This window comes from Candidatus Sphingomonas phytovorans (assembly GCA_029202385.1).
Taxonomy (GTDB): Bacteria; Pseudomonadota; Alphaproteobacteria; order Sphingomonadales; family Sphingomonadaceae; genus Sphingomonas; species Sphingomonas phytovorans.
This window is the reverse complement of the sequence record CP119314.1, coordinates 1,241,033-1,258,592: the sequence shown is the minus strand read 5'-3', so window position 1 is coordinate 1,258,592 and position 17,560 is coordinate 1,241,033. Positions and strand designations below refer to the sequence as shown.

The 17,560-nt window shown below is 64.3% G+C and carries 15 protein-coding genes; 11 read left to right on the top strand and 4 right to left on the bottom strand.

The window, feature by feature from the left end; all coding sequences use genetic code 11:
* Positions 1–179: 179 nt before the first annotated feature.
* From P0Y59_05720 to P0Y59_05710, 3 genes are read right to left on the bottom strand one after another with little or no spacing between them, the layout of a single operon-like run.
* On the bottom strand, positions 180–1,646 hold the full coding sequence (locus P0Y59_05720) for an aldehyde dehydrogenase (protein WEK01187.1): 1,467 nt from the start codon (positions 1,644–1,646) through the stop codon (positions 180–182).
* Positions 1,643–2,443 (bottom strand): hypothetical protein, encoded by an 801-nt coding sequence (locus tag P0Y59_05715; GenBank protein WEK01186.1) that lies wholly within the window; start codon positions 2,441–2,443, stop codon positions 1,643–1,645. The genes P0Y59_05720 and P0Y59_05715 overlap by 4 nt, the downstream gene beginning before the upstream one ends.
* Positions 2,440–3,636 carry an FAD-dependent monooxygenase gene (locus P0Y59_05710; protein ID WEK01185.1) on the bottom strand — a complete coding sequence of 399 codons (1,197 nt, stop codon included), beginning with the start codon at positions 3,634–3,636 and terminating at the stop codon, positions 2,440–2,442. Before P0Y59_05710 ends, P0Y59_05715 begins: the two co-directional genes overlap by 4 nt.
* 199 nt (positions 3,637–3,835) lie before the next feature.
* Between P0Y59_05710 and P0Y59_05705 the strand changes: the two genes are divergently transcribed.
* From P0Y59_05705 to P0Y59_05660, 10 genes are all read left to right on the top strand, one after another.
* The gene (locus P0Y59_05705; protein ID WEK01184.1) at positions 3,836–5,020 is read left to right on the top strand and encodes a class I SAM-dependent methyltransferase; all 1,185 of its coding nucleotides are present in this window, start codon (positions 3,836–3,838) and stop codon (positions 5,018–5,020) included.
* Between the two features lie 46 nt (positions 5,021–5,066).
* A complete protein-coding gene (locus tag P0Y59_05700; protein WEK01183.1) occupies positions 5,067–6,392 on the top strand; it encodes an MFS transporter in 1,326 nt (441 codons plus the stop codon).
* 70 nt (positions 6,393–6,462) lie between these two features.
* Complete coding sequence (locus P0Y59_05695) at positions 6,463–7,236, top strand: IclR family transcriptional regulator (GenBank protein ID WEK01182.1); 774 nt, start codon at positions 6,463–6,465, stop codon at positions 7,234–7,236.
* Positions 7,237–7,490: 254 nt separating this feature from the next.
* Positions 7,491–8,906, top strand: a complete 1,416-nt coding sequence (locus P0Y59_05690; GenBank protein WEK01181.1) for an FAD-dependent oxidoreductase — start codon at positions 7,491–7,493, stop codon at positions 8,904–8,906.
* Positions 8,906–9,760: an alpha/beta hydrolase gene (locus P0Y59_05685; protein WEK01180.1), complete on the top strand. Its 855-nt coding sequence runs from the start codon at positions 8,906–8,908 to the stop codon at positions 9,758–9,760. The genes P0Y59_05690 and P0Y59_05685 overlap by 1 nt, the downstream gene beginning before the upstream one ends.
* A complete protein-coding gene (locus tag P0Y59_05680; GenBank protein ID WEK01179.1) occupies positions 9,757–10,350 on the top strand; it encodes a glutathione S-transferase family protein in 594 nt (197 codons plus the stop codon). Before P0Y59_05685 ends, P0Y59_05680 begins: the two co-directional genes overlap by 4 nt.
* 168 nt (positions 10,351–10,518) lie before the next feature.
* Positions 10,519–12,882, top strand: a complete 2,364-nt coding sequence (locus tag P0Y59_05675; protein WEK01178.1) for a TonB-dependent receptor — start codon at positions 10,519–10,521, stop codon at positions 12,880–12,882.
* Positions 12,883–12,951: 69 nt separating this feature from the next.
* Positions 12,952–13,251: a hypothetical protein gene (locus P0Y59_05670; protein ID WEK01177.1), complete on the top strand. Its 300-nt coding sequence runs from the start codon at positions 12,952–12,954 to the stop codon at positions 13,249–13,251.
* 15 nt (positions 13,252–13,266) lie between these two features.
* On the top strand, positions 13,267–15,243 hold the full coding sequence (locus P0Y59_05665; GenBank protein ID WEK01176.1) for an FAD-dependent oxidoreductase: 1,977 nt from the start codon (positions 13,267–13,269) through the stop codon (positions 15,241–15,243).
* An 11-nt stretch (positions 15,244–15,254) separates the two neighbouring features.
* Positions 15,255–16,106 carry an SDR family oxidoreductase gene (locus P0Y59_05660; GenBank protein WEK01175.1) on the top strand — a complete coding sequence of 284 codons (852 nt, stop codon included), beginning with the start codon at positions 15,255–15,257 and terminating at the stop codon, positions 16,104–16,106.
* Positions 16,107–16,203: 97 nt separating this feature from the next.
* Here the strand turns inward: P0Y59_05660 and P0Y59_05655 are convergent, their stop codons facing one another.
* On the bottom strand, positions 16,204–16,602 hold the full coding sequence (locus tag P0Y59_05655; protein ID WEK01174.1) for a heme-binding protein: 399 nt from the start codon (positions 16,600–16,602) through the stop codon (positions 16,204–16,206).
* Positions 16,603–16,688: 86 nt separating this feature from the next.
* On the opposite strand from P0Y59_05655, the gene P0Y59_05650 reads away from it, so the two are divergent.
* Complete coding sequence (locus P0Y59_05650; protein ID WEK01173.1) at positions 16,689–17,444, top strand: GntR family transcriptional regulator; 756 nt, start codon at positions 16,689–16,691, stop codon at positions 17,442–17,444.
* The last annotated feature ends 116 nt before the right edge of the window (positions 17,445–17,560 follow it).

Below are 17,560 nucleotides of genomic sequence, written 5' to 3'. Positions count from 1 at the left end.
CCGCGCGGCCTCGATGACGGAAACCCGGCCGACATCACCCTCGATCTTACCGTTCGGCCATCTGTGGCGGGCCCGTCGCTCGCCGCAGATGGCCGGGTAATTTGCCTTCCGCCCGCCATATGGACCGAAGTCCCCGCTGTGGCACAGCCGTCTTGGTCGGATATCCGGGGCGACCGCCCCTATACGCCGATCTTGCGCAAGGTCAGCGGGCGGCGCGGGATGGTGACGGTCTTTTGCCGGGTGTAGAAATTCTCGCAGGCTCGGCCGCCATCGGCGCCGACACCGGATTCCTTCCACCCGCCAAACGGAGCGCGCAGTTCGCGCATCATCGGTGTGTTGCACCACACGATGCCGGCGGCGATACGCTCCTGCGCTTCCATGATCCTCGCCAGGCTCTGTGACCAGACATAGGAGACCAGCCCGAAGCGGCTGGCATTGGCGATGCGGTACGCCTCCTCGTCGGTGTCGAAAACCACCAGGGCGGCAAACGGCCCGAAGATTTCCTCCTGACAGACGCGGGCATCGTTGGATTCCGCGCGCACCAGGGTCGGCTCGACATAGCAGCCCTTGTCGAACCCCGCCGCGCGGCGGCCGCCGGTAAGCAGCGACACGCCCTCCTCCCCCGCCTGCGGCGCGAAGCTCAGCACATGCTGCATGTGCCGTGCCGAGACGAGCGGGCCGATTTCGGTCGCCGGGTCGCGCGGGTCGCCGATCCGGATGCGCCGGGCGCGATCCACGAATGCCTCGATGAAGCGATCGGCGATGCCGCGCTGGACCAGGATGCGCGAACCGGCGAGACATTGCTGGCCGTTATTGGTGAAGATACCGAGCAGCGCGCCATCCACCGCCTGTTCGAAATCGGCATCGTCGAACACGATATTGGCCGATTTCCCGCCGAGTTCGACCGTCGCCGGCTTGAGCAGTTCGCCCGCCGTGCGCATGATCACCCGCCCGGTCGGCGTCCCACCGGTAAAGGTGACGACATCGACATCGGGGTTGCGGATCAGCCGGTCCCCGGTCGTCGCGCCGCGCCCGTTGACGAGGTTGACCACGCCATCGGGCAGGCCCGCTTCTCCAAGGAACGCGACCAACTGGCTGATCGCCAGCGGTGCCTGTTCGGACGGCTTCAGCACGCATGAATTACCGAAGGCTATTGTCGAGGCGATCTTCATCGACCCAAGGGCGAGCGGCGAATTCCATGGGCTGATCAGCGCCGCGACGCCGATCGCTTCGCGCCGCACCAGCGTCAGATAGTCCGGATTCTGCTCGTACAGTTCGCCCGTGCTCTGACCGATATAGTCTGCGAAAAAGCGGAAATTGTCCGCCGCACGGGGAATCGACCGGCCGCGGATCTGCGCCAGGGGCAGCCCGGTATTGCCGCATTCGATATCCGCCAGACTATCAGCGGCGGCGTCGATCAGGTCGGCGCAGCGCCGCAACACGGCCTGCCTCTTGTCGACCGGCATGGTCCGCCACACGCCTTCATCGAAACTCCGCCGGGCCGCGGCGACGGCACGGTCGACCGTCGCGTCGTCCGCTTCGGGCAGTTCCGCGATCGGCAGGTCGGTGGCCGGATCGACGATCGGGATCGGCGCTTGGCCCGTCGAGACAATTTCGCCGTCGATCAACGCGGTGATCATGTTCATATCTTCGTCCTTTCGGGGTCAGTCGCCGCCGCACAGCGCGCATGCCAGGCCTGCGAGGCGGGAGAAGTAGGATCGAGCAGGTCTCCGCCACCGATGCGCGCGCACAGGTCGGCGGCAAGACAGAGGTTGGAGGAGAGGATTGGTACGCCCACCGGCGCAGCGGCGATCAGTGGCAGCGATGGCATGCCGGTGCCGCTGAGCAGCACCGCGTCCACACCCGCCAGATCGATCCGGGCTAGTGCGGCAGCGGCGGCATCACTACCCAGCGCATAGATCCCGCGCGTATCGGCATCAGGCGCGAGATCGCCAGCCGCAGCAACCGCCGCGAGATCATAGCCGCGCCCGCGCCAATATTCCGTCGCCGCCTCGGCGAGCGGGGCCGGATAGGGTGAGAGCAACGCGATACGCCCCGCGCCGATGTGGCGCAGTGCGCGATCCACCGCATCAGCCGCAGTGACGATCGCATAGCCGAGCCTGTCCTCGCAGGCGGCGATCACGCTGCGCGCCTGTGCTGCATCAACCAGATAGGACGACGCGGTGCAGGCAAAGCCAAATGCATCAGGCCGGAATGTATCGAACGTAGCGAGAGAATCGGCCAGGCCAAGCAGATACTCACGCAGCCGGTCGCTGGCGGCAGGCGCGGTGCTGGTCAGCCGGGTGACCGTCAGGCTGACGGCTGGCGGCAGCAGGATGGCGAACTCGCTTTCGACCGTCGGGTTGGCCTGCGGCGTGCCGATGGCGATGCGCCCCCCGCGGCCATAATCATAGCTGCCGCTTACCGGCTCTGCGATCGTCATGCGATCTCGGCCGCGCGGCGCAGCCCCGCGATCATCGAACTGCGCAGCAGATGCTCGCGTGCCGCGATCGGATCGGCCGCAGTGGCTTGCAACGCGGCGAGCATGTCGCGGCGCTTGTCATGGTCGCGCTCCTGCATCCGCGCGCGATTGCGATCGGCCTGAGCAAGGACCTCCTGCTCCGCGATCGGGCGACGCCTGCGGGTATAGCGGTCTAGCAGGTCGGACGCAGCACCGTTCCATACCTGCCGCAGTGTGTCGGCCAATTCGAACGCATCATGGACACCGCCGTTCATGCCCATGCCGCCGGCGGGTGAATTGACGTGCGCGGCATCGCCCGCGAGCAGGATGCGGCCGGCACGATAGTCGTCCGCGATCCGCATATGGACACGATAAGCGCGCGTCTCGAGCACCTCATGCCCTGCCGCGTTCGGCGCAATCTCCTGCAACTTGCGGGCGATGCTTTCCGGCTGCAGCCCGTCATCGATGCTCTCGTCATGATCGGGATAGAGGCTGCAACGCCACAAATGGCGCAGCCGGAGCAACGAGAAGGTGCCGCCCGCCTTCCAGACATAGTTGACGTTGGACAGGCCGGGCAGATGATCCTGAAACGGGAATGGCGTGGTGGCGAGGATCGTCGTTTCGGGGTAGGTCTTGCCCACAAAATCGATTCCCGCCGCCTGGCGCACCACGCTGCGTGATCCGTCGGCGCCGATCACATAGCGCCCCTCCACCAGCACCGGATCGCCGCCGTCGATCGGGCGGGCAACTGCCTTGACGCCCTGGTCGTGCTGCACGACCTCCTCGACCCGCTGTCCCAGCATCAGGTGCACCTTGCCCTCCGCCCGCAGCCGATCGAGCAGCAGCGCACAGAGTCGCGACTGTTCGCATTGCAGGCGGAATGGGTGGCGCGTATCCCCGGCAAGGACCGAGAGATCGAATTCCGCACGCTCGCCTGTTTCATGCAGGCGGATTTGCCAGGTCGGGCTGCGTAACCCCTGAGCAACGAGCGGTTCGGCCAGGCCAAGCGTATCGAGCATGTCGAGCGTCGGCGGATGGAAGGTCGAGGCGCGCAGGTCATTGGCGAGTACTGGCTCCGCCGCGATCAACGTGCAGGGAATGCCGTGATGGCTGAGCAGATAGGCTGCGGTCAGCCCAACCGGCCCTGCCCCGACGACGATCACACCCGTTTCCATACCCGCTCCAGCTATCGCTTATTTGTACTACTTCTAATAGTAATAGGTCGGGCGCAAGCGGTTTTCTCGCGGTCGGGCACGGGCCGTTACTGGCTCATGCGAGAATCGCATTCGCCTGATTGCCACTATCCCACGAGCGTGTTAGCCTCGATTCGGAACATCGTTCTATATGTTGATAAGATACGCCGAGGAGGCTCCGATGGCCGATCTGCACGTCTCGAATTCTGCGGTTGCCGACATCGAATCGGTGACACAGCCGACTCATGACGAGATCGCCCGCCAGCGCTTCTGCAGCACGCTTCGCCGCCACGCGATCCAGGATTTCGTCGGCGCCCTGGAAAGCGACTATCACAATCGAGTGGCGCCGCGCCTCCCTGCGCCGAACGACTGGCACGACATTGATCGCGCGATGAAGAACGAGCCGAGCTACCGCTTCTACAGCACGCTACGCTACAACGCGCAGGAGATGTGTTTCCAGTCGGTCCAGCCAGAGGTGGAACGCGCGCTCCCCGAACTGATCGCCGTCGCACGCGATGCCGCGGAGCGCAGCCCCGCCGGTGGTTCGCTCCGCCTCACACCCGGCTTCGAGGTACCGTCCTATGTCAGCACGCTCGACGTGCACCTGACGCCAGGCTGTTTCCACAGCGAATGGACCGATGACGACGTGGCGCAGGGTGCCGTGGTGAGCCTCGGTTCGCGCGTGTTCACCGCGCAGCAGAGCCATCGCTCCTGGGGCGGTGTGGCGCGCGTCATCAGCCGGTGGATCAAGACCGAATTCCCTGACGTCGCCCCCCGGCGGCTGCTCGATCTCGGCACCACGTCGGGCAAGAACCTGATGCCTTATGTACAGGCTTTCCCGGGACTTGAGGCGCACGGCATCGATGTCGGGGCGCCGCTGCTGCGCTATGGCCATGCCGTCGCCGAACATGAGAACGTCCCGATCCACTTCAGCCAGCAAAATGCCGAAGGGACCGATTTCCCGGACGCGCATTTCGACCTGATCGTGTCGAGCTTCTTCTTCCACGAAATCCCGGTCTGGGCATCGAGGAAGGTGATCGCTGAATGCTATCGCCTGCTCAGGCCCGGCGGACTGATGGTGCATCAGGAGCTTCCCGCGCACGACCTCGTCGACACCTGGGAAAATTACTTCTGGAACTGGGACACGCGCAACAACAACGAGCCCGGCTATACCGCATGGCGCAGGCAGGATCCGATCGCGCTGATGGCTGGCGCTGGGTTCGACCCGGAAACAAGCTTCGCGCACATCCTGCCGGACATCAATGCCTATCCCGATCGCGGCACCGCGTTCGCGTGGGACGAGCCGGGGCGGCCGCGCCACGGCAAGGGTGGCTGGTACGTGTTCGGCGGCCGCAAGCCCGCCTGACCAACCCACCGATATCCGCCATCAGACAGCATAAGGGGCATCGAGCGTGACATTGGAAAAGAACGGCCCGGCATATCGCTGGTATGTCGTCATATTATTGCTCGGCGTCTTCATCCTCTCCTATTTCGACCGCTTCATCCTCAGCCTGCTGGTTGAGCCGCTGAAGGCGGCGATGAAGCTCAGCGATTTCGAGGTCGGGCTGCTGCTTGGGCCAGCCTTCTCGACGTTCCACGTTCTCGTCGCGATTCCGCTCGGCTGGTATGCCGATCGCTCGAACCGCAAATATCTGCTGCTCGCCGGCATCGTCATCTGGTGTTCGATGACGGTGGGCAGCGGCCTCGTCGCGACCTTCCTGCCGCTGTTCCTGATGCGCCTCGGTCTGGGTCTCGGCGAAGCGGTGGTCAGCCCCTGTTCGGTGTCGATCATCAGCGATTATTTCAATCGCCGCGAACGGCCCCGCGCGATCAGCGTGTACATGGCCGGGCCCTATCTCGGTGCCGGCCTCGCCTTCCTGCTCGGCGGCCTTATCGTCGGGCATCTTCAGACCATAGGCCATGTCAACTGGCCGATATTCGGCACGCTGGCACCATGGCAGGCGACGTTCGTGCTCGTCGGCATTCCAGGCTTCATCTTCGCCGGGCTGATGATGACGGTGAAGGAGCCGGTTCGGCAGGAGACCATATCGGCGCGCGCGCCCGCAAGCGCCGCGTTCCGCTATATGGGGCAGCGCTGGCGCGGCTTCGGCGCCCTGATCGTGGGGTCCACGTGCAATTTCGCGCTCAGCGCGCTCACGCTGTGGAACGTGCCGCTCTTCTCGCGCCTGTGGGGCTGGGGCATCGCCGAGACGGGATTCGTCACCGGCATCTTCTATTTTACCGCCGGCCCGATCGGCACCGCGCTCGCGGTCTGGGCGCAGCGCCATTTCGCCATCGGGCGGGTCGACGGATCGATGCGCGTGCTGATCCTGGGCCTGCTGATCTGCGTGCCGTGCAGCGCGCTGTATCCGATCATGCCCAGCGCTGAATTTGCCGTGGTGTTCATGTTCATCGCGTTCATCGGCAAATCGGTGGCGACGGCGGGTGGCCCTGCCTCGATGGCGCAGATCACGCCGGGTGAGGTGCGCACCCAGTCGATGGCGATCTTCAACACCTTCATCTCGCTGATCGGCCCGCTGCTTGGCCCGCCGATCATCGGCTTCGCAACTGACATGACGGGCGATCCGAAAAAGATCGGCGTGGTGCTGAGCTGCTATGTGCTGGTGCTCGGCATCCCGGCGATCCTGATCTGCATCGCGGGCCTGAAATATTACCGCGCTGCCGTCGTCGAACTTGAGTTGGCACTGGCGAACGCACCCGCGCACGGGCATAATTGATCCGCGCCCATAGTTGATGCCCATAATTGATGAACGCACTCCGGTGTGAACGGTATAAGCGGAGACTGAATTGGACAAGACGATCGTCAAGGGCATGCAGGTGCTCGAAGCGCTGGTCGCCGCACAGCAACCGATAGGCGTGTCTGAACTGTCTCGACAGGTCGGGCTGACCAAGAGCAACGTCCATCGGTATTTGCAGACGTTTATCGCACTGGGCTACGCAACGGCGGCCGACAGTCGCTACTCGGCGACACTGAAGATCTGGCAGCAGGGTGCCAAGGTGATCGAACGGCTCGATCTGCGCCGCACCATCCGCCCGATCATGGATCAGCTCGCTCGCGCAACACTGGAGACCGTCCATCTCGCAATCTCGGATGGTGCCGACGTCATCTATATCGACAAGGCCGAGGGCGTGCATTCAGTGCGCGCCTTCTCCGAGATCGGGGAACGGGCGCCGACGCATTGTTCGGCAACCGGCAAAATTTTTCTCGCGTATCACCCGACGGCCCTGCGCGAGACGCTTGAGCACCCTTTGCGCACCTATAGCCCGCGCACGATCACTGATCCCGATGCCCTGGTTGCCGCGGTGGAAGCTGTCCGCGCGGCGGGCATAGCGATCAATCGCGGAGAATGGGAAGCGGCGGTCGGCGGCGTCGCCGCGCCGGTCTGGGGCCCGGACAATCAGATCATCGCCGCGATGGGATTGGCGCTGCCGCTGTCCCGCTTCGGCGAGGAGAATTCCACCGTCCTGATCGCACAGGTCCGCGCCGCGGCGGCCCAGGCATCACGCGCACTCGGCGCATCGGTGCCCCAGGTCGAGGGCGAGGCGCGCCTGGTGGCCTAGAATCGTTTCCGACTGAGGCGCCCGTATCCACAGTCGGCTATGGCCCCCTGACCAATCGGTGCCTGCACACTGACGCTCATTTGAGCATCGGGCAGGATCGGAGCGCCCGTCATTGCGACGGTGCCATCACTTCGCACGAGCTCTCCGCCTGGCACCGATCCCTGCAAAAATGTTGCTTGACCCCGCATCCCGGCGCAGCTTAGCTTTATTATGGAACGATGTTCTATAATTTAGAACGACATCGAGGACGGGATATGTGGGACCTGATCGTGGTGGGCGGCGGATCGGCGGGACTTCCCGCAACCATCTTCGCTGCCGAACATGGCGCCACGGTTCTGCTCCTCGACTCGGCGGACAAGCTTGGCGGTACCCTATGGGTCGCGACCGGCCAGATGAGCGCGGCGGGCACGCGCCTGCAGGCCGCGAATGGCATCACCGACACGCCCGATGCCCATTTCGAGGACGTCATGCGGATCAGCCGGGGCACGATCGATCCGGCGCTTGCCCGCCTTGCGATCGACAACGCAGCCGACACGTTCGACTGGTTGATGGACCGTGGTTTCGCGCCCCTGCCCAATCATCCCGTTACCGGCTTCGGCCATGAGCCCTATCGGGAGAAACGCTATTATTGGGGTCCGGAAGGCGGGATCAGCGTCAAGAACGTGCTGGTCCCGATCATCGACGGGCTGGTCGCAAGCGGCGCGGTGACAGTGAAGCTCCAGCATGAAGTCACTGGCTTGCGCACCGATACCGAGGGCCGCGTAACCGGCGTCACCGCGCAGGACGCAAACGGAACCATGCATGATTTCGCCGCCACCAACGTCGTCCTCGCATCGGGCGGCTATACCGCGGATCCGGCGCTGTTCGCGGAACTGAATGGCTATCCGCTTTACAACGCCGCCCCCTACCCCTTTTCGCGTGGTGCGGGGCTGAAACTGGGTCAGTCGGTCGGCGGCTATCTGCGCGGCTTCGAGAATGTGTTCAACAATTTCGGCACGCTTTACAACAGCGCTACCTTCCCAGCGCGCGCGATCGGCACGGTCGAACATTTCCCGGAACGCCGCATGCCATGGGAAATCTATGTCAATGCGCACGGGCAACGCTTCATCCGCGAGGACATGCCGAGCGTCGATGCACGCGAGATGGCGCTGAGCCTGCAGCCGGACCGGCGCTACTGGATCATCTTCGACCAGCATATCCTCGATACCGCACCGCCGATCGTGGTCGGCTGGAGCCGCGAGGATCTGGCGCTGGCATTCGTGGAGGATGGCCCCTCCTTCTCCACCGCCGACAGCATCACTAAACTGGCCAGCCGCGCCGGGATCGATGCCGAAGCACTGGCCGACACGGTCGATGCGTTCAACTATGGCGTGCAGACCGGCAATGACTTCCTCGGTCGGGCGCCTGCTCCCGCAACGATCGGGCAAGGCCCGTTCTACGCGATCCGCATGCAGGGCAGCGCGATCACCGGTGCGATCGGTTTGGCCGTGGACGCCGACCTTCAGGTCATCCGCCAGGACGGCAGCGCGATCGGCAACCTCTACGCCGCCGGTGAGCTGCTCGGCTCGGGCCAGACGATGGGGAAAGCGGCGTGCGGCGGCATGATGGTCACCCCTGCCCTCACCTTCGGCCGGCTGCTCGGCCAGCGGCTTTCGGGTGGGGTGAACTGATGCTGCCTTCGGTCAACATCCTGCCCGGCGAGCGCCGCTTCTATATCGACGGCCCCGATGGGCAGGTGCATTGCCGCACGCTCGGCGAGGGTCCACCGGTCATGCTGATCCATCAGGCACCCTGGGGGTCGATCCAGTATCGCCGCGCGATGCCGGTACTGGCCTCGGCCGGCTACCAGGTGATCGTCCCCGACATGCCTGGTCACGGCATGTCGGATCCGCCACGCGAGGCGGCAAACATCGCCGGCTATGCCGATGCCGCTGCGGCAGTGATCGATGCCCTCGATCTCGGGAAGCTCGCGGTCGCCGGCCATCATGGCGGCGCGCTGGTCGCCGCACGCCTCGCGGCAACGCGGCCTGACCGGGTCGCCGCGCTGATCACCGACAACATGCCCTATTATTCGCCTGAGCAGCGCACCGAACGCGCCACCGGCTTGCAGGACATGCAGGAGATCAAGCCCGACGGCAGCCACTTTACGGATCGTTGGGCAACGGTCCGCCGCATCGCCGACCCGACGTGGAGCGATGAGACGGTGCACGTTGGCGTCGTTGCCTATTTCGCCAACGGACCCTGGAAAGAGGACGGCCACCGCGCGGCGCCCGCTTATGATCTCGACGCCGATCTGGATGCGATCATATGCCCCACGCTGGTCATCGCCAGCCGTACCGACCGCCTGTTTCCGATGGGCCGCCAGCTCGTCGAACGCCGTACCGACTGGACCTATGCCGAGCTGCCCGGCGGCGCGGGCATGGTGTTTGAACGCGCGCCCGAATGGGCGGCGCCGATCCTCGATTTCCTCGGCGACGTCGCCAAGCTCAACTTCCGCCAGTCGAAAGGCCGCCACCAACCATGACGATCACGATCTACGGCCGCCCCGGATCCCGCGCGCGTCGCCCCTTATGGGTCGCCCGCGAACTTGGCCTGTCCGTACAGAACATCGAACCAGCGCCGGGCGAGACGAAGCAATCCGCCTTTCTGGCGATCAACCCAAACGGCAAGGTCCCGGCGCTGGTCGATGACGGCTTTACGCTGTTCGAATCCTTCGCCGAAAGCCTGTACCTCGCCAAGAAATACGGTACCGGCCGCCTCTATCCCGAGAGCGTCGAACAGGAAGCCCAGGTCTGGCAATGGACCTTCTGGGGATTGAACGAGCTTGAACGGGGACTCACCGTCTGCCTGTTCGAGCGCGCGATCAAAGCCGACTCCGATCGCGATGCGGCAGCGGCTGAACGCGCCGAGCTTGAACTCCAGGCACCGTTCAAGGTGCTCGATGCGGCACTGGCCGACCGCGACTGGCTGCTGGGCGGCGACTTCTCCGTCGCAGACATCAATCTCGCGGCAATCGCCGCGCTCGCCCGGCCGGCAAAAGTGTCTCTCGATTCATATGCTTATGTGTTCGGCTGGCTTGATCGCGCGACGGCGCGCCCGGCCTATAACGGGTGACATGTTGCACCCATGACACACCAGCGGCGATCCCGCGGATCAGTGCATAATTTGCGTGACAGTCGCGTTAATATGTCATAGCTTTATAACAAATAACAAACGAAGCTTGCAGGTGGAGCCACGCTGACAGGGTCGGCGGGGGGCGGGTGCTTTTTGAAAGGGTCAATGATGACGAACAAGCTGCGGTACGGCACGGTTTTTGGTCTCAGCCTCTATGCGCTGGCAGTCGCCAGCCAGGCTAGTGCCCAGACAGCCCCGACGACAGCCGCCGAATCCGCGCCGGTGGCAGAGGAAGAAGGCATCCCGGAGATCGTTGTCACGGCACAGCGCCGCGAGCAGCGGCTGCAGGATGTTCCGATCGCCATTTCCGCCTTCACCGCGCAGGAATTGCAGACGCGCCAGATCACGCGAACGATCGACCTCCTGTCCTATGTTCCCAACCTGATCGGCCACAACAACACCTCGGTCGGCACGGCCAACAGCTATTCGATGCGCGGCCTGAACAATAACGAGACGATCTCGACCTTCGATCTGCCCGTCGGCACCTATGTCGACGACGTCTATATGTCGCGGCAAAGCGCCAACAATTTCTCACTGTTCGACGTCGAGCGGATCGAAGTGCTGCGCGGGCCGCAGGGCACCCTGTTCGGCCGCAACACCACCGGCGGCGCGATCAACGTGATCATGAAGAAACCGGGGGCGGATTTCGGCGGCTTCGTCGAGGGTAGCTACGGCAAATATGATCGCAAGCAGGTGCGCGGCTCAGTCGATATCCCGATCATCAAGGACAAGCTGCTCAGCAAGATCCAGGCTTATTATATCGACGACGCCGGCTATGTCGAAAATCGCGTCACGGGCGAAAAGCTGAATTCGGAGCATAGCTATGGCTTCCGAGGCGCGCTCCGCCTCATCGGCGCCGGCAACACAAGCTGGGACGTGACCGGCGACTATAACTACCAGAGCTACGCCAACTTCCCCAATTTCTACGATCCCAAGACCGGCAAGCGTGTTAGCTATACGCGCCTGCGCGAGGATTCGACCGTGTCGCAGGTCTTCGGCGGCCGCAATTATCTCTCGCCGCAGTTGGCCGACAACAAGCTCGGCAACGTCGCCCAGACCTATGCGCTGACGTCCAACCTGCAGATCGACGCGGCTGACCACCTGACGATCAACATCATCACCGGCTATCGCCATATCTACAACGAATACCTCACCGACAGTGCGATGAGCCTGGCCAGCGCGACGACCGTCTACACCGATCCCGGCAACATCATCACCGCGGTGCCAGGCGCCACGTCGGTGCTCGCCAACGACAGCTGGCACGGACAGTTCAGCCAGGAGATCAAGGCCAATGGCGAGGCGTTCGGCGGCAAGCTGAACTACACCGCCGGTATCTATTACATCCGCGAGGATAACGAGACGAGCTTCGCCAACGTCTCGATTACGGCAGCCGGCGTGCCGACGCTCGCGGCGGATCGCACGATGTACAACAATACCGACGCGATCGCGGGATATTTCCAGGGCGACTACAAGATTACGCCCGATCTCACCTTCACCGCAGGCATCCGCTACACGGCGGAATTCAAGGACATTCACTTCAGGCCGAATGCGAGCCCCCTGCCCTCGGTCGGGCTCAACCAGCCTTTCACCACTGCGGACATCATCGCGGCGGGCAATCCGGTAAAGCAGACCGCCAAGGTGTGGACGCCGCGCTTCGCGCTCAACTACAAGTTCACGCCGGACATCTCGATCTACGCCTCGGCGACCAAAGGCTTCAAGTCCGGCGGCTGGGTGTCGCGCGCCTATAACGCGGCTGGCATGTTCTCGTTCGGCCGCGAAACCATCTGGTCCTTCGAAGGCGGCCTGCGGTCCCAGTTCTTCGATCGCAAGGTGCGCTTCAACCTGAACGGCTTCTACTTCAACGATTACGACAATCAGCTACCGGCCGGCCGCGAGAATCCGCTGGTTCCGGGCCAGATCCTCTACGTCACCCGCAACTTCGCAGATCTGCGCAATTACGGCCTGGAAGCGGAACTGACCATCGTGCCGGTCCGCGGGTTCAACATCTTCTGGACCGCGGGGTTGCAGCACGCCCGATTCGTCAATGTCGACCCGTCGGTGCTGGCACAGGCGGCAAGCTGCCGGGCTGGCGTCGCGGTGACCACCAACTGCAACCAGGGCATCGTCACGGCGGCTGGCAACATCGCGCTGCCGTCGCGTGTGGCCCCGTTCAACTCGACCCTGGGCGCGAACTACACCGCCGATCTGGGCGGTTCCTTCCAGCTGACCCCCTCGGTGACCTGGGCCTATACCGACGGCAGCTTCCCGTCGGCGCAGAACGACGTGCGCGGCTATCAGGCCAAGCACAGCCTGTTCAACGGTGGCCTCATGCTGCGGAATCGCGACATGGGCTGGAGCCTGTCGGCGGACTGCACGAACTGCTTCAACAAGAACTACGTGTCGTCCTTCCTGATCTTCCCGTATCTCAACGAACCGGGCCGGTGGACGGTGCGCGCGCGCTTCGACTTCTGATTGCCAAGACCGCATGGCGGAGCGCACCCTTGCGCTCCGCCATGCGCGTTTCCGCCACAGGATTTCCCCATGTCCGAACGTACCCGCCCCGAAGACGTCAGCCTGCCGCGCAGCAGCAAGGGCAAGCGCCCGGTTTTCTTCGACGATCCATCGATCGACCAGATGATGACCTTCTTCTTCGAACTGATGACTGAGGTCGCCGTGGCACGCGAACGGATCGACACGATCGAACGGTTGCTCGACCGGAAGGACATGATCTCCCGCGCCGATATCGAAGCCTATCGGGCGGACCCGGCCGTGGAGGCCGAACGGACCGTGTGGCGCGACGCCTATTTCCAGCGCGTGATGCGAATGCATGCGCCGGATTGAGCGCATGAATCGTCAGTGACCGCCTACCCCCACCTCTTCTCGCCGGTGACGATCGGCACACGTCGCCTGCGCAACCGCATCGTGCATGCCTCGATGTCGACTCACTTCGCGGAGGGCGGGCGCGTTACACCCCGCCTGATCGACTATTACGCCAATCGCGCCAAAGGCGGCGCGGCCATGCTGGTGAGCGAGCCGATGGCCATGCTCGGCTGGCAACGATTACCGACCCGGCCCGCGATCCTGTCCGGCATCAACGCGGGCGAGCTGACACGCTGGGCCGATGCGGTCGGCGAACATGGCGGCCTGATGCTCGGCCAGGTCCAGGACAATGGGCGCGGTTTCCGTTCGGGCTTTCGCAATCCCAACGCATATGGCGCATCCGCCCTGCCCGACGATCTCAGCGGCACCATCCCGCATGTGCTGTCCGAAGAGGCGATCGCCCGGATGATCGGCGAGTTCGTCCAGTCGGCCCAGGCGCTGCAGCTAGCAGGCTTCGCCGGCGTCGAGATTTCCGCCGGGCACGGCCATCTGTTCCACCAGTTCCTCGCCGCGCGATCTAATATACGTGAAGATCGCTATGGCGGCGATCTGGCAGGCCGCGCGACGCTGCTGCTCGAGCTGATCGCAGCGCTGCGGTCGGGCTGTGGCGACAACTTCATCATCGGGGCGAAGCTACCCGCCGAGGACGGCATGACCGATGGTATCGATCTCGCCGCCGCCGCGCGGATCACCGCCCTGGTCCACGCGACCGGCGCGGTCGACTACCTGACCTACTGCTGGGGGGCGCATGGCGATACGCTGTACGAACATCTGCCTGACCTGCACGGCCCGCGCACGCCCTATGTCGACCGGATCGCAGCCTTGGGTAAGACGGCACCCGGCACGCCGCTCGGCGCCCTCGGGCTGATCACCGATCCCAATGAGGGCGAACGCATCATACGCGACGGCCTGGCCGATCTCGTCATGCTCGGTCGCCCGCTGGTCACCGATCCGGCCTGGGGCGTTAAGGCTGAAACGGGCCGCGAAGCGCAGATCCGCTACTGCGTATCGTGCAACACCTGCTGGCACATGATCAATGTCGGGCGCGGCCTGCAATGCGACAATAATCCGCAGGTCGGCACGGCAGACGAAGCTGACTGGAAGCCCGGACCCGCCCCATTTCCCAAGCGCGTCGTGATCGTCGGGGCCGGCATCGCCGGCATGGAAGCCGCCTGGACCGCCGCCGCGCGCGGGCATGATGTGACCGTGTTCGCCGCTTCCGACGAGGCCGGCGGCAAGACGCGGTTGCACGCCCTGCTCCCTGGTGGAGAGAATCTCAGCAGCATCTATGATTACCAGCGTCTCGCCGCCGAACGGGCAGGCGCGACCTTTTACTGGAATAGGCGCGCGACGCCCGAGGATATCATCGCCCTGGCCCCCGACCATGTCGTGCTGGCGACCGGGGCGACTCCGGTCTGGCCGGACTATCTGCCCGAGGAGTATCGCGGCGAAGGCTTTTTCCCCGATCTGCGCGAGGCCATGGCCGATCTCGCCCGGCGACCGGGGCGACAGGCCGGCACTGCGGTGATCCACGACGCGGACGGCGGCGCGTTCGTCTATGCCGCCGCCGAACTGCTGCACGATCGCTTCGACCGCGTCGTCCTGCTCACTGACCGCGAACGCCTCGCGAGCGACGAGGCGCTGGTGACCCGTCAGGGCGTGTATGCCCGCCTGGGGCGCAAGAAGATCGCCTTCGTCACATCGGTTCGACCGCTCGCCGCCTCGCGCTTCGAGGAGGGCGAGGTCGCCTATGTCGACGTGCATAGCGGCGCCGAAACGATACTCACCGACGTCGCCCTGTTCACCTATGCCACGGCCCGCGTTCCCGATGTCACGCTTGAGGCGCCGCTCCGTGCGGCGGGCCTCGACGTGCGCCTGATCGGAGACGCCTATGCGCCGCGCACCGTTCTCGCCGCCACGTCCGAAGGCCATCTCGCCGCTATGGATTTCTAAGGAGCCTGCCCATGTATCCCGATCTCGACGGCAAGGTGGCGATCGTCACCGGCGCCGGCCGCCATGGTGGCCTTGGCGCGGCCATCGCTCGCAAGCTGGCGGAAAGCGGCGCGCGCATCGTGCTGCACGATCTTGGTCAGACCAAGGGCGCGATGGCGCCCGCACACGGCGTCGCTGAGCTGTCCGAACTTGAGCAGGTCGCCGAGGACCTGCGCACGATCCATCCGAACATCGTCACGCATAGCGCCGACATGCGCGCCGAGGCCGAGGTCGAGGGACTGGTGGCGCGCGCGGTCGCCGAATTCGGCACGCTGGATATCCTCGTCAACAATGCCGGCGTCGGTTATCTGTTCGGGCCGTTCGTCGAGCAGACGCAGGAACAATGGGATACGGTGCTAGACGTCAATCTGCGCGGCGCCTTCTTCGCGATGAAGCACGCCATCCACCAGATGCTCAAGCAGGACGAAGTGGCCGATTGGGGCCGCGGGCGAATCGTTTCGATCGGCAGTCGAGGGTCGAAATCGGGCTCGGCGCTGACCTCATCCTATATCGCGTCGAAGCACGGCCTGGTCGGTCTTACCCGCTCGGTCGCGATCGAAATGGGCGCCGCGCAGATCAACGTGAACATGGTCTGCCCCAACCACGTCACCACCGGTCTCGGATCGTGGCAGAACGAGTATATGGCGAAGATGCGCGGCCAGACGATCGAGGAATATATGGACGCGATGCGCGGCCGTATCCCGCTCGGCCGTGTCGGCACGCCCGAGGACACAGCCAATGCCTGCGCTTTTCTCTGCTCAGGCCAGGCGCGCTATATCACCGGCGAGGCGATGAACGTGTCGGGCGGCGAGGAAATGCACTGATCTCCAGCCTTCGTCGCTTCGCCTGGAGTCATTTCTCGCCAGCCGACGCGGCGCCCGCCCGTTCCCCGGAGCGGGCGCCATCTTGTCGGAAACGAGTCTAGGCCAGCGCATCCAGGGCGGCCTGGGCGATCGCCTCGTCCTGGAGCGATGTCCCGCCGGACACGCCGATCGCACCGATGACCGCATTTTCATACCGCAGCGGGAATCCACCGGGCATTGGCAGATATTCGGTCAGGCGCAGCAATTCCGGCTCATCCTTCAGGCGCGCGGTCAGGGCACCGCTTGGCGCGCGCATCAGGGCCGCAGTCCGCGCCTTGGCCATCGCGACCGTCGGCGTCATGAGTCCGGCCCCGTCACCGCGATGCAGCCGAAAGGCATAGCCCCCCTCGTCGACGATCGCGATCGAGGCGGCCAGCCCCAGCTCGCCCGCTTTCGCGCGGGCCGCGGCCAGCATCCGGTCGAGTTCGTCGGCGCTCAGGCCATATTTGGCGATCATGGTTTCTTTTCCTCTTGGTGGACAGGTGGTTAAGTGACAAGCGAGGCAGGCCAGCGGAGCATGATGGAAAGAGGGGACGGCCGGCCTTGAGCAAGCGCAACGAAGATCAGGTCGATCGCCTTCAGGCGATGCCGCTTTATCATCAGATATTCCTCCAGCTTCGCGAGGAGATCATCAACGGCAGCCGCGCGTTCGGATCGCGCATGCCGACCGAAGAGGAATTGTCCGAAAGCTTCGGGGTGTCGCGCATCACCGCGCGCCGCGCGCTGGCGGAACTCGCCGACACCCATCTGGTTGAGCGCAAGCGCCGTGTCGGCACGCATGTTACCTATCAGTCGCCCGCGAAACCGATCGAAGGCAGCCTTGAACAGGCGCTCGAATCGCTGATCACCTATGGCCGCAAGACCCAGGTCCGTATCCTCGAACTCGAGCTTATCCCCGCGCGCCCGCCGATCAGCGACGCGCTGAAGGTCGCCTCCGATACGCAGGTGCTGCGTGTCGCCCGCGTGCGCTGGCTCGACAATCAGCCGATCAGCCATCTGGTCAGCTATGTCCCCGCAGAGCTGAGCGGGGCGATGGATCGCGCCGCGCTGAAGACCACGCCGATGCTGAGCCTGCTCGAACAGGCGGGCGTGCAGATCGGCGCGGCGACCCAGACCATTTCGGCCTCGCTGGCGGACGGCACGCTCGCCAATCTGCTTGAGGTGGATATTGGCTCGCCGATCCTGCGAGTCAGCCGCACCGTATTCGACACGGCCGACCGTCCGATACAGCACGTTCTCGCGCAATTCCGACCCGACCTCTACCAGATCAAGCTCGATCTGCATTCCGCACGCGCCTGATGGCGGCTCGGAATGGCGGAAATGTGCGGATTTCGCGAACATCGCGGCATGTCTGCCACGGATCGATCATTTGATATAGAAATAAGTGTAATTGGTGATAATCTGTCGTCCCACGG